This is a genomic window from Verrucosispora sioxanthis, assembly GCF_010560025.1.
Classification (GTDB): Bacteria; Actinomycetota; Actinomycetes; order Mycobacteriales; family Micromonosporaceae; genus Micromonospora; species Micromonospora palythoicola.
The window spans coordinates 42,600-54,922 of record NZ_SAIY01000015.1; the positions used below are offsets into that span (position 1 = coordinate 42,600).

The 12,323-nt window shown below is 74.2% G+C and carries 10 protein-coding genes and 3 pseudogenes; 7 read left to right on the forward strand and 6 right to left on the reverse strand.

Annotated features, from left to right (window positions below; translation table 11 throughout):
- Window positions 1-222: 222 nt before the first annotated feature.
- A complete protein-coding gene (locus ENC19_RS28680) occupies window positions 223-1,002 on the reverse strand; it encodes a DUF5995 family protein (protein ID WP_281604385.1) in 780 nt (259 codons plus the stop codon).
- Window positions 1,003-1,187: 185 nt separating this feature from the next.
- A pseudogene (locus ENC19_RS28685) lies at window positions 1,188-4,060 on the reverse strand (helix-turn-helix transcriptional regulator).
- 236 nt (window positions 4,061-4,296) lie between these two features.
- On the opposite strand from ENC19_RS28685, the gene ENC19_RS28690 reads away from it, so the two are divergent.
- From ENC19_RS28690 to ENC19_RS28700, 3 genes are read left to right on the forward strand one after another with little or no spacing between them, the layout of a single operon-like run.
- Window positions 4,297-5,040 (forward strand): adenylate/guanylate cyclase domain-containing protein, encoded by a 744-nt coding sequence (locus ENC19_RS28690; RefSeq protein WP_164450168.1) that lies wholly within the window; start codon window positions 4,297-4,299, stop codon window positions 5,038-5,040.
- A 19-nt stretch (window positions 5,041-5,059) separates the two neighbouring features.
- Complete coding sequence (locus tag ENC19_RS28695) at window positions 5,060-5,767, forward strand: hypothetical protein (protein WP_164450169.1); 708 nt, start codon at window positions 5,060-5,062, stop codon at window positions 5,765-5,767.
- Window positions 5,767-6,117, forward strand: a complete 351-nt coding sequence (locus ENC19_RS28700; RefSeq protein ID WP_164450170.1) for a hypothetical protein — start codon at window positions 5,767-5,769, stop codon at window positions 6,115-6,117. Before ENC19_RS28695 ends, ENC19_RS28700 begins: the two co-directional genes overlap by 1 nt.
- Before the next feature lie 47 nt (window positions 6,118-6,164).
- Here the strand turns inward: ENC19_RS28700 and ENC19_RS28705 are convergent, their stop codons facing one another.
- Both ENC19_RS28705 and paaI read right to left on the reverse strand, forming a co-directional pair.
- Window positions 6,165-6,731: a dienelactone hydrolase family protein gene (locus ENC19_RS28705; RefSeq protein WP_164450171.1), complete on the reverse strand. Its 567-nt coding sequence runs from the start codon at window positions 6,729-6,731 to the stop codon at window positions 6,165-6,167.
- Window positions 6,732-6,882: 151 nt separating this feature from the next.
- Window positions 6,883-7,245 (reverse strand): annotated as a pseudogene (gene paaI / locus ENC19_RS28710) (hydroxyphenylacetyl-CoA thioesterase PaaI); the annotation flags it as partial.
- A 324-nt stretch (window positions 7,246-7,569) separates the two neighbouring features.
- Between paaI and ENC19_RS28715 the strand changes: the two are divergent.
- The gene (locus ENC19_RS28715) at window positions 7,570-8,328 is read left to right on the forward strand and encodes a class I SAM-dependent methyltransferase (protein WP_164450172.1); all 759 of its coding nucleotides are present in this window, start codon (window positions 7,570-7,572) and stop codon (window positions 8,326-8,328) included.
- Window positions 8,329-8,451: 123 nt separating this feature from the next.
- Complete coding sequence (locus ENC19_RS28720; RefSeq protein WP_309246097.1) at window positions 8,452-9,153, forward strand: MBL fold metallo-hydrolase; 702 nt, start codon at window positions 8,452-8,454, stop codon at window positions 9,151-9,153.
- A 22-nt stretch (window positions 9,154-9,175) separates the two neighbouring features.
- On the opposite strand, the gene ENC19_RS28725 is transcribed toward ENC19_RS28720, so the two are convergent.
- Window positions 9,176-9,511 (reverse strand): hypothetical protein, encoded by a 336-nt coding sequence (locus tag ENC19_RS28725; protein ID WP_164450181.1) that lies wholly within the window; start codon window positions 9,509-9,511, stop codon window positions 9,176-9,178.
- 178 nt (window positions 9,512-9,689) lie between these two features.
- A pseudogene (locus tag ENC19_RS28730) lies at window positions 9,690-10,892 on the reverse strand (MFS transporter); the annotation flags it as partial.
- Between the two features lie 155 nt (window positions 10,893-11,047).
- Between ENC19_RS28730 and ENC19_RS28735 the strand changes: the two are divergent.
- Both ENC19_RS28735 and ENC19_RS28740 read left to right on the forward strand, forming a co-directional pair.
- A complete protein-coding gene (locus ENC19_RS28735) occupies window positions 11,048-12,031 on the forward strand; it encodes a LacI family DNA-binding transcriptional regulator (protein WP_164450174.1) in 984 nt (327 codons plus the stop codon).
- Between the two features lie 28 nt (window positions 12,032-12,059).
- On the forward strand, window positions 12,060-12,323 hold a 264-nt coding region (locus ENC19_RS28740), incomplete at its 3' end, for an FAD-dependent oxidoreductase (RefSeq protein WP_164450175.1).

Consider the following 12,323-nt stretch of genomic DNA (forward strand, 5'->3'; position numbering starts at 1 on the left):
CAGGACGGCGCCGGGACACAGCGGTCATGGTCGCGGCGTACGCCCGCAGGGGCCGGCCGACACCCCCGGGCCGGCCGGCCCCTGTTCCCCGTGGTTCCCCCCGTGGTTCCCCCGTGCTCCCCGTGGCCCCCCGACGGCCACCCCCGGACGTTGCCGCCCGGGCCTCGGGTCGGATGTCCCCGCGCCCACAGGTGGGCGGGGCGCGGGGACCCCCCGTCCCGGTTACTGCAGGAACGCCCCGAGGGGCGACAGCAGCAACCGACCGAGCGCGGCGGCCGTGTCGTCGAGCCGCCTGCGCTCGCGCTCATGCTGGTGCGGGTCGTGCCGGCACCGCCAGATCCGCTGCGCGTTGCGCCAGGCGACATCGCGCGTGTAACCGATCAGTTCACCCTGGTACCAGTCGTCGATGTCGCCGTTGAGCATGTCGATGAGCAGTTGCCACTGCTCCAGGTAGCCCCGGCGCAGCCCGGGGATCTTGTCGGCGAAGATCTTGTTGATCTCCAGGTAGTCGCGGTGCTGGTCGCTGCCGTCGACCGGCTCGGACTCCAGGTGGTCGAACGTGGTGACCAGCGCGAACGGCAGGTCGAAGTTGATGTGCGCGTTGACACCGGCCGCCGCCGAGGGAAGCGGCCGGGCGTCCGGCCCGCGCATCCGCTCGAACAGGCACGTCCAGGCCCGGGGCGTGCCCGGGCTGGCGTCGCTCCACATACGTAAGGCGTCGAAGTAGCGGGCCGCGAACTCGACGTCCAGTCGGGACAGGAAGACCGGATCGACGAAACGGTCGGTGTAGAGCCCGTCCAGCACGCTGCTGGTGATGGTCAGATACAGCTTGTTGAAGTCGGCAAGCGGGCAGCTGTCCAACAGTGGCGGGAGACGGACCAGCATGTCCTGCAGCTTGGTCAGGTGGTCGACCACGGCGGGCACGTCGGTGGGGTGATCGGCCAACAGATCGACGATGTCCCGGTGCACCGGCCCCCACACCGGCTCCCCACACGCGATCACGCGCACACCCCGCTTCGCGGCGTGCCGGCGCGGCGCGCCACAGCGCTGACCCTGTTGATCCGCTCGCCGCGCTCGCTCATGTCCCCTCCAGGCTGCTCGCCGGCGTCGTCGTGCCCGTTGCGACGCCGGGCTCAGACTTTCAGGCGTCCGCCGCGCGGACATCAGTAGAACGACGTATCCGACACCTACGCGCGACTACGCAGGAAGATGGCGCTCGCCTGGACCCGGGTACGTACCTGGAGCTTGTCGAAGATGTGCGACACGTGGACCCCGATGGTCCGCTCGCTGATGAACAGTCGCTGGCCGATCTCCTTGTTGGTGAGCCCCTCGGCCACCGCGGCCAGCACCTCACGTTCCCGCGCGGTCAGGGCGGCCAGTTCCTCACCACCCGACCCGTCCGACGTCGGCATCCCGACCGCGCCGCGCTCCTCCAGCGCGACCCGGGCCCGCCCGGCGAGCGTACGGATCTCGTCGGTCAACGGCACCGCACCCAGCGCCTGCGCCATCTGGTACGCCTGGCGCAGCAGCTTCCCCGCGGTGGCGGCCTTGCGGCGACTGGCCAGCAACGCCTCCGCCTGACGCAGCCGCGAGTACGCCGCCGGGTACGGATGGTTGCGGTGGTCCCACTCGGCCGCGGCCCGTGCCCACAGCTCCGGATCCGCCCCGTCGAGCCGACTCACCTCGGCGGCGCACAGCGCCAGATACCCGTCGACCACGTAGCGCACCGGCCGGGCCGCCCGCTCGCTGCGCTCCGCCACCCGGTCGGCGATCCCGCGCAACCGGCGCACCGCGTTGTCGTCGACGGCGACGGTGCGGCTGGCGTGCGCCTCCGCCTCGGCGCGCAACCCGTGCCAGACCAGCACGGCAAGGATGACCAGGTCGTCGGAGCGGGTCTCGGTCAGACCCCGCTGCACGGCGTGCCGGGCCACGTCGTGCCGCCCCTGCCACATGGCCAGCCCGGCCCGCAGGGTGAGCAGCGGAATGACGTGTCGGGCACCGCCGCCGGCCAGGATGGTCGCCACCGCGTCCAGATCCCGATCGGCCGCCTCGACGTCGCCGTAGCCGACCGACAGCCGGCAGCGGGCCAGCAGCAGCTCGACGGCGTCCGCGCCGGAGGGACGGTGCCGCAGTGCCGAGGCGACCACCTTCTCCGCCTCGGCCCACTGTCCCACCCGGAACAGTCCGTTGGTGGCGATGGCCAGCAACCGGGTCTCGTAGGAACGACCCAGCCCCAGCTCGGCGACCCGCTCGGCCCCCCGGCGGGCGACCACGACGCCCTCCTCGAGGATGTTCAGCGGCCCGGTCAGCAGCTCGGCCAGGTGCAGATAGGCCAACGCGACGGCCTCCGGACGACCGGCCCGCTCGGCGGTGGCCAGGGCCCGCCGCAGTACCGCCAGGCCGGCGTCCGGATCCTGGCGGTACGCCTCGGAGAAGCCCAGCGCGGCGCTGGCCAGCACCACCTCGGTGGTCGCGCCCTCCACCTGCTCGGCCAGGGCCAGCGCCTCGCGCGCCCGCTCGCCCGCCTCGGCGTACCGGCCGAGTTGCAGCAGCAGCTCCGCCAGCCGGGCGGCGGCGGTCGCCCGCTGACCGGGGTGCAGTCGGCGACGGCGAGGGCCTGCTCGTACTCCACCTCGGCCAGCGCGGAACGGCCGGCGGCGGCCGGGTAACGGGCCCGCCGGATGTGCAGCTCGCAGGCGGGAAGGTCGGTGTCGGCACCGGCCAGTTCTTCGAGCAGGGCCAACGCCCGCGCGTACTCACCACAGTGGTGCGCCGCCTCGGCCGCCCGCCCGAGCAGCGTGGCCCGGTCGACGTCGGGCAGCCCCTCGGCCGACTGCACCGCCACCGACCAGTGGCGATGCGCCTCGGCGTAGCCGTACAGCCGCTCCGCCTCCTCGGCGGCGGCCACCGCCGCCGGCAACGCCCGCTGCGGCTCACCGGCGAGCCGCCAGTGATGGGCCAACCGGGCCTGGTGCAACTCGGCGGGCGCGGAGGTCAACGCCTCGGCGTAGCGGCGGTGCAGCACCGCCCGCTCGGCGGGCAGCAGCTCGTCCTCCAGCACCTCGGCGACGAGCCGGTGACGCAGCCGGTAGCCGTCGGCGGACCCGACGAGCAGCCGATGGGACACCGCCGCCCGAACCGCGTCGAGCAGCTCGTGCTCCGGCAGCCCGACCACCCGGGCGAGCAGCCAGTGCTCCACCGGTTCGACTCCCGCGGCGACGGCGTGCACGGCCCGGTGGGCCGGTCGCGGCAGGTCGTCCACCCGGGCCAGGAAGACCTCACGCAGGGTGTCGGACAGGCCGTCCCGACCGTCGCGCAGCTCCCGGGAGAGTTCCTCGACCACGAAGGGGTTGCCGCCGCTGCGCTGCCACAGCTGCTCGGCCGCCTCGGGCAGCAGTGGCCGACGCATCACCGCGGTGGCCAGCTCCTCGGTGCCGGCCCGATCCAGCGGAGCCAGATCGAGCACCCGCACCGACCGCAGTCGGCGCAGCTCGGTGAGCACCCGACGCAACGGATGCGCACCCTGCAGCGACTCCGAGCGCACCGCCGCCAGCACCGACAGTTGCAGGTCACCGAGGCCGGCGAGCAGGTACAGCAGAAGCTGACGGGTCGTCCGGTCGACCCACTGGAGGTCGTCGAGCACCAGCACCAGCGGGCGGCCACCGGCGATCACGTTCAGCCCCCGGGACACCCGCTCCAGCAACGCGCCCGCGCCGTCCGGGCCGGCCCGGTCCTCGGCGAACACCCCGAGCAGCGCGCGCACGGACGCCGCGGCCGGCGGGGCGAGGTCGGCGTCGAGGCGGCGCAGCGCCTGTCGCAGCGGGTGCAGCGGTGAGGCGTCACCGATGTCCAGACAGGACCCGGTGAGCACCAGGGCACCACCGTGGCCCAACTGGTCGCCGACCTCGCGCAGCAGCCGGGTCTTGCCCACGCCACTCTCACCGGTCAGGAACACCGCCGCCGTGTGTCCGGGTGCCACGTCGTCGAGCAGCGCGGATCGTACCGTCGCCACCAGGTCGTCCCGACCCACGAGCGGTGTGGTATCCACGTCGCTGGCCATGGCTCGCAGCCTAGTCACAGGTTCCGCCCCCGTTCTACAGGTGCCTGGCGTCTGTCCTACTCATCGCGTCGACATTGCGACCAAAGGTTGCGTCCGGCCGACATACGTCGTTCTGCCGATCCGCCGTCGGACCAGCGGTGACAGGCTCCGGACATCGTCGGCGCGAACGGGGGGAGAGGCAGGGTGCGATCTCCATGCCCAGTTCTGTTGTCGCTGGTCAGGCCACCGGAGGGCGGATGCGTTGGCCCGTGGCGGAGGAGCGGCGGACCGTCACGGTCCTCTTCGTCGACATCGTCGGGTCGACCCGGCTGGTCGACCGGCTCGACCCGGAGGACGTCCGCGCCCTGCAGCGGGCCTACTTCGGCGGCGTCGCCCGGGTGCTCCGCCGGTGGAACGGCGCGGTGGAGAAGTACGTCGGCGACGCCGTGATGGCGCTGTTCGGCGCGCGCCGCGCGGACGGATGGGACGCGTACCGGGCGGTGCGCGCCGGGCTGGAGATCCAGCGGGTGCTCGACGGTCTCCGGCTGGCCCCCGGGCTGCGGGTCCGGGTCGGCGTCGCCACCGGCGAGGCCGTGGTCGACCTGGCCACCGACCACGACGGCGGGCACGGCGTCGCCAGCGGCGCGGTCGTCACCCTCGCCGCCCGGTTACAGGAACACGCCCCACCGGGTGGAGTGGCACTCTGCCCGGCCACCCATCGAGCCGTCGCCGGGCTGATCGCCCAGCGTCCGGTCCCGGCGGTGACCGTCGCCGGCAAGACACTGCCGGTCGACGTCTGGCACGCCACCGGCACCGAACGTCCCCGACCGCCACGCCACGGCGGCGCACTGCTCGGCCGGCGACGGGAGTTGGCCGTCGCCCGCGAGCACCTCGCCGGGCGACGCGCGGGCGCGGCGAGCGCCGGGTGCTGCTGCTCGGCCCGCCCGGCAGCGGGCGCAGCAGCCTGTTGCGGGAACTGGTGCGGACCACCCGCACGCTGAACGGGGTGCCGGTGCGTTGGTGTCCCACCGCCTGCCCGCCCTGTCCGGAGGCGCCGCTGCAGCCCGTCGCGGACCTGGTCCGCGGGCTGGCCGGGCGCACGTCACCGACGACCCCGAGACGGTACGCGGCCGGCTCGCGGCCGCCCTGACGCCGCTGGTGCCGGCCGAGCTGCTGACGCCCGCCCTGGACACAGTGGACGACCTGCTCGGGGTGACGCCCGGCCAGGCCCGTGCGGTGACGTACTGGTGGGAGGTGCTGCTGAGCCTGGCGCGACGGCAACCGGTGGTGGTGGCCGTCGACGATCTCGACCGTGCCGCGCCGGCGCTGCGCCGCCAACTGGCCACGCTGGTCGACCTGGCCGACGAACGTGACCTGCCACTGCTGCTGGTCGCGACCGGTGACCGGGAGCGCGGCGTCGCCGCCCGCCGGGGAGCCGGGGTCCGCCTGTCACCGCTGGACACCATCAGCTCCGGCCGGCTCCTGCGCCGACTGCTGCGCCGGGCCGGCCAACCGACCGGGTTGGCTCCCCGGCTGATCGCCGTGACCGCTGGCAACCCTGGCCGTGCGGTGGCCTATGTCCGCATGCTCACCGCGCTGGCCGGGCTCGCTCGGCCGGGCCGGTTCGGGGCGGACGGCGACCTGGCGGCGCTACCCGTGCCGGAGGGGTCCGTCGGGTCGTCGAGGCGCGGCTGGACCGTCTCGGCGGTGGTGCGCGCGCGGTCCTGATGGCCGCCGCGCTCCTGCCGGGACGCACGGTGGCGGAACTGGCCGATGTCCTTGACTGGCCGGTTGGCCGGGCGGCGACGGAGCTGGCCACGCTGACCCGCGACGGTCTGCTGCTCGCCCAGCCGGCCGGCGGCTACGGGTGGCCGACCCGGTGGTGCGGCAGGTCGCCCGTGCCCGGCTGCCCCGAGCCGTACGCGCCGCCTTCGCCCGGCGTGCCGCACGAGGCGCGGCGACGAGCGCGACGGGCCCGGACCATCTCGACCCGGACCGCCCGGCCGGCATCGCGACGGCGCCGCCCGTCACGCACCGGGAGCCGCCTGCGGCGCGTCCGGCAGGGGCGCCGGCCCTGACCCGCGGCCGCAGCCCGCACTCCGGTTGCCGGTTCCGGACCGTCAGGTCAGCCTCGGGCGAGGAAGGCCGTGACCCGGTCCCAGGTCAGCGCCGCGGCGACCGGGTCGTGGTCGACGACGGTCGGGTCGGTGAAGAGGTGTCCCACCCCGGGATACCGGTGCGCGACGAGATCCGCTCCGGCCGCGGTCATCTCCCGCTGCCACGCGTCGACCTCGTCGGGTGGGTCGTAGGCATCCGGGTCGGCAAGGTGCAGCTGCACCCGGAGGCCGGGACGCACCGCCGCCGCAGACCCTCCGGTGCCGTGCAGCAACAGCAGGCCGGCGGCCTCGGGTCGTTCGGCGAGCAGCGCGCCAGCGACCCCGGCACCCATCGAGAAGCCGGCGAGCACGGTGTCGGGCGGCAGTCCGTCGAGCGCCGCGCGTGCCCGGTCCAGGACGGTCTGCTGGCCGATCCGCTCCAACACCGCGAAACCCTCCGCCACGGAGTTCACGGCGGGTACGCCGTACAGGTCGGGCGCATGCACCCGGTGGCCGGCGGCGCGCAGCCGGTCGGCGGCCGCCAGCACCGCCGGTCGCAGCCCGTACACGGAGTGGAAGAGCACGACGTGTCCCATCGGGACATCGTGCCCGACCCCGGCGCCCACCACGGGCCGGCGCGCGCGGGCACCGCACCGGACGACCGGCTCAGCGGCGCTGCTCGGCTGCCGATGCCCGGTCCCGCTCCCCCGGTTCCGGTGCGTCACCGTCGGGGTCGGACATCGGGCGCAGCGTCCGACTCTGGCCGCGAAACTCCGCGACCACCTCCCCGTCGGTCCGGCACACGGTGACGTCGTAGATGCCGCTGCGGCCGTACCGGGTGCGCTCGCTGGCCCGGGCGACCAGTACGTCTCCCCGCCGGGCCGGGCGGACGAAGGTGATGTCGGCGCCGGCGGCGACGGTCACCGGACCGTGGCTGTTGCAGGCCAGCGCGAACGCGGTGTCGGCAAGCAGGAAAACGAAACCGCCGTGCGCGATGCGGTGTCCGTTGACCATGTCGTCGGTGATCCGCATCCGGGCCACCGCCGTGCCGTCGGCGGCGCTGAGCAGCTCGATGCCGAGCCGGTTGGAGGCCACGTCGGCGTCGAACATCTCGTGCGCGGCGGTGCGCTGTGGTTCCACCTGGTGTCCAGTCCGTTCCGGCCGGGCGCCTCGCCCTCGCTCACGAAAATCATGGCAGCACCGGTCGGCGCACGTGCGCGCGGGTTTCCCCGAGCGCAGGCGGCTCCCGGCCCAGGTTCGACGACGGCCTCGTGGGTCGCTCGGTCCGGCGGGGCGTGCCGGCCGAGGCGAGATCGGGTCGGACCGTTGTCCGGTCCGACCCGATCCGATCATCGCCCCGCCATTCTCTCGTAGTTGCAAAAGATTGGCAACAAGGCTGGACAGGTAGTCCGTCCAGTAACTAGCGTGATCACTATGAGTCCTTACATCAGCAATGCCGCCGCCTGGCAGGAAAGTTGGGACCGCCAGCAGGAGGCGTACCTGCCCGACCGCGAGCACCGGTTCGCCGCCATGCTCGACGCCGTCGACGCCGTCCGCGAGGCCGCCCCACCCCGGCTGCTGGACCTGGCCGGCGGCACCGGCACCATCTCGATGCGTGCCCTGCGCCGCTTCCCCGACGCCGAGGTCACCCTGGTCGACCTCGACCCCGCGCTGCTCGCCCTCGCCACCGCCTCCCTCGACGACCGGGCCACCATCGTCACGGCCGATCTCAGTCGGCCGGACTGGGCCACGGCTCTGCCGCACCGGCGCTACGACGCCGTGCTCACCGCGACCGCCCTGCACTGGCTGCCGGCGGAACGGTTGCGCGCCCTCTACCCGGAGATCCACGACCTGCTCCGACCGGGCGGCGTGTTCGTCAACGCCGATCACATGCCCGACGACGGGCTGCCCGAGTTGACCAAGCGGCTGCTCGCCCGCGCCGAGGAACACCGCGCGGCCCGGTACGCCGCGGGTGCCGTGCTGTCCTGGTCGCAGTGGTGGGAACAGGCCGAGCAGGACCCGAACCTGGCTCCGCTGGTGCGGCAACGGCACGCCATCTACCCGACCGGACACAGCCCGGAGTGGACGCCGCCGATCTCCTGGCACCTCACCGCCCTCACCGACGCCGGCTTCACCGAGGTCGGCACCCTCTGGCGCGGCGCCGCCGACGCCGCCGTCATCGCCGTCCACTGACCACCCCACCCCTCGCGATCATGCAGTGGTGGTCGTTGATTCCTCCGCGTTCGCCCCCTCCGTCCGGTGCCACAACTGCATGATCGCGACAGCAGGGGGCGGGGCTAGGGTGAGGTGGTGGTGGTGTTCGAACATCTTGCGGGGCGGGTCTGGCTCTGTCCGGGGGACCCCGAGCCGGAGTGGGTGCAGGCCGGGGTCGCGGTGATCGCCGACGAGCGGGGCAGCGTGGTCGTGGATGCCGGGCAGAGCCCGTCGCACGCCCGTGAGCTCCAGGCCGCGATGCGTACCGCCGGCCTACCGGCACCCCGGTGGCTGGTCTACACCCACCACCACTGGGACCACGTCTGGGGCGCCTGCGCGTGGCCGGACGTGGAGATCGTCGGACATGTCAGCGGCGCGGAACTGCTGCGCGCCGAGGCGGACCGGCCGTGGAGCACCCGGTACCTGCGCGAGGAGATACGGCGCAACCGACGGCTCGGGCCGAGCTTCCGGGCCCGGGCGCTCGCCGTCGACTCCTGGGACGAACTGCGGGTGCTGCCGCCGACCCGCGTCTTCACCGACGAGCTGGAGCTGCCCACCGGTGTGCTTGTTCGCCATGTCGGCGGCCGGCACGCCCCGGACTCCACGATCGTGGTGGTACCCGATTCGGGGGTGATGCTGCTCGGCGACAGCTGGTATCCGCCACCGGCGCACCTGCGCACGCCGGCGGACGAACCGGACCTCGCCCTTGTCGGCCGGCTGCTCGACGACGACATCGGCTGGTACGTCTCCAGCCACAGCCCGCCGATGACCCTCGACGAGGCCCGGGCGGCGATCGCCGGCTGAGCCCCTGCCGGCCCAGGCCGACTCAGCGGGCGCGACGCTCCGGATGGGCCCGGTTCCAGGCCCGCATTCGATCCGGGTAGCCGACCTTGGTGGCCTCGTACAGCGGGACGGCGTGCTTGCGGGCCAGGGCGCCGGCGGCGCGCGGTGTGCCGGTGCGGCGGCGGATCCACTCGCCGTCGTGGGCGATGGCCATCACGGTGGTGTCGGTGGCGGTGGTCTCCGGCTCCAGGTAGAACTCCACCCCCTGCCGGCTGGTGGCGAACTGCTCCAGCGCGGCGAGGTCCTCGGGGGTGGCCTCGCGGTCGAGTTTCGTCGGGGTGCCCTGCGCGGCTCGTGACCGCCGGCTGAACCAGCCCATGCCCGGCTCCTCTCCTCGGCGTGACTCCCAGTGCAGCACCGTCACCTGGCAGATCCCTGTGAGCCCGGTGAGAATCCCCGGCACGTGGTACCGCCCGACGGCCTGTCGGGCGACGTCCCGCTACCCGGTCGGCTCGCCGAGCGCCCGCCCGCGCCGGCGCCCCCGTGCCGCCGGCGACGGGCGGGCGGGCCGCGGGGACCAGCAGCAGCGTCGGCAGCAGCAGCAGCGGTACGACGAGCAGCGCCCGCAGCGTGCCCACCTGGTCACCGAGCAGGCCCAGCAGCGGTGGCCGGCCAGGAACGCCGTGTAACCGATCACCGCGACCACGCTGACGCGTACGTGCGCGTGCTCCTCCTCGTCGGCGGCGGCGCTCATCCCCACCGGGAAGCCGAGCGAGGCACCGATCCCCCACAGCGCGACGCCGACCACGGCGACCGGACCGGAGCCGGCGAGCACCGCCAGGCCGGCGCCGACGATGGCGAGCAGGATGGTGGTGGTCAGCACCGGCCCCCGCCCCCAGCGGTCCAGCGCGACCGTGCCGACGGTGCGGCCCAGCGTCATGCCGACCACGAAGACGCCGAAGACCGCCGCGCCGGCCGCCTCGCTGAAGCCGTAGCCGTCGACGAACGCCACCGCGAGCCAGTCGTTGGCACTGCCCTCGGCGAACGCCGCCGCCAGCACCAGCAGGCCGATGAGCAGGGTGCGTGGCTCCGCCAGGCGGCCAGCAGCCGACGACGCCCGGTCGAGGCGCCGGCCGTGTCCGGCTCGACCGGCAGAAACGCGCGGGCCCCGAGCAGCGTGCCGCCGAGCACGAGGGGCGGCCAGCACACGAGGTGCACGGCGACCGGGACGCTCAGGCGGGCGGCCCCGCCCCGAGGCCCGCGCCGGCCACCGAGCCGAGGCTCCAGGCGGCGTGGAAGCGTGGCATCACCGTCCAGCCGAGTCGCCGTTCGACCGCCGCGCCCTCGATGTTCATCGCGACGTCGCAGCTGCCCGAGCCGTAGCCGAGCGCGAACAGGCCCACCGCGACTCCGGGTAGCGACACGGCCACCCCGGCGGAGAATCCGGCGATGGTCAGCCCGAGCGCGACGAGCAGGGTGGACGCCGCCACGGCCCGGGCCGCGCCGAGGCGCTGGGCGACCAGGCCGGCGGTGGGCATGGCGAGGATCGCCCCGAGGGACAGGGCGAGCAGCAGCAGACCGAGCCGCCCCGGGCTGAGGCCGAGGCCGTCACGGATCGCCGGCACCCGGGCGAACCAGGTGGCGACGGCCAGTCCGTTGAGCGCGAACACGACGGCCACCCCGTTACGGGCGGCCAGCACGGCGCCCGACGGGCCAGGGTTGGTCGGTGGGGTGGCGGGGGTGGTGACGGCGGGGTCCACGTACGTTTCCGGTCCTCTCCTCGGACAGTACGACGATCACACACCTGGAAGCGCTACCACCACAATCCGCCTCCGGTCCTTACCAGCAGCCGTCGGGCACGGCATGATGCTGGTGGGCGCCCGGGTGGGCGCGAGCAACAACGGGGAGAACGCTCATGACGACGGCAGCGCGCCGCCCGGCGACCCTGGACGACGTGGCCCGGGCCGCCGGGGTGTCCCGTTCGACGGCGTCCCGGGTCCTCGGCGGGAACGGATTCGCGTCACCGACCGCCCGCGAGCGGGTACGCACCGCCGTGGACCTGCTCGGCTACGTGCCGAACCCGGCGGCGCGGGCCCTGGTGCACGGTTCCGGCGTACGGCTGCTGATCGCGGTGGCGGGCACCGACCCGACCGTCCTCGACGACCCCTACGTCGACCAGGCCGTCGCCGCGGTGGCCCGAGCCTGCACGCCGCACGGTCTGGGCGTCGCCGTGCAGTGGGTGCCGCTGGCAGAACCGGAGCGGCTGACCCGGTTGACCGACGACCGGGGCGTGGCCGGCCTGGTCCTGCTCAACACGACACCGGCGCTGCTGGACCTGGTGCCGCGCCGGCTGGCCGGCCGGGCCGTGTCGATCGGGATCGGTTCGGCCACCGTGCCGTCGGTGGACATCGACAACGGCGGCGGCACCACGGCGATCGTCCGCCATCTGTACGACACCGGCCGGCGGCGGATCGCCATGGTCACCGGCCCTCGCTGGCTGGCCTGCGCGAACCGCTCGGTGCGGGCGTACCGGGCGCTGGTGCACGAGGCCGGCCTGCCGGCCCGGGAGGTGGTCGGCGACTTCAGCGCGAACCGGGGGTACGCCGCCGCCCGGGAGGTGCTGCGACGCTGGCCGGACACCGACGCGATCGTCGGGATCAGCGACGCGACCGCGCTCGGGGTGATCGGCCGGCTGCGCGCCGACGGCATCCGGGTGCCCGACGATGTCGCGGTGACCGGGTTCGACGACATTCCGCTGGCCGCCACGGTGGCGCTCACCACGGCCAGTCACCCGGTACGGCAGATCATCACCGCGGCCGCGACGATGGTGCTGGAACAACGCACGGCACCGGAGACGACGGTCTTCCCGTCGGCTCTTGTGGTACGCGGCAGCGCCTGAGCTCCACCGTCGTAGAAGGGTGGTCGCCGTGACGGAGAGACATGCGGTCGTGGCCGGTGCGGGCATCGGCGGACTGGCCGCCGCGCTCGCCCTGCATCGACGGGGCTGGCGGGTCACCGTGCTGGAGCAGGCCCCGCAGCCGCGTGAGGTCGGCGCGGGAATCACCCTGATGGCGAACGCGGTACGCGGGCTGGACGCCCTCGGCCTCGGCACCGAGGTACACCGGTTGGGGCGCGAAGGGGCCACCGGCGGGCTGCGCACCACCGACGGGCGCTGGCTGTCCCGGGTGGAC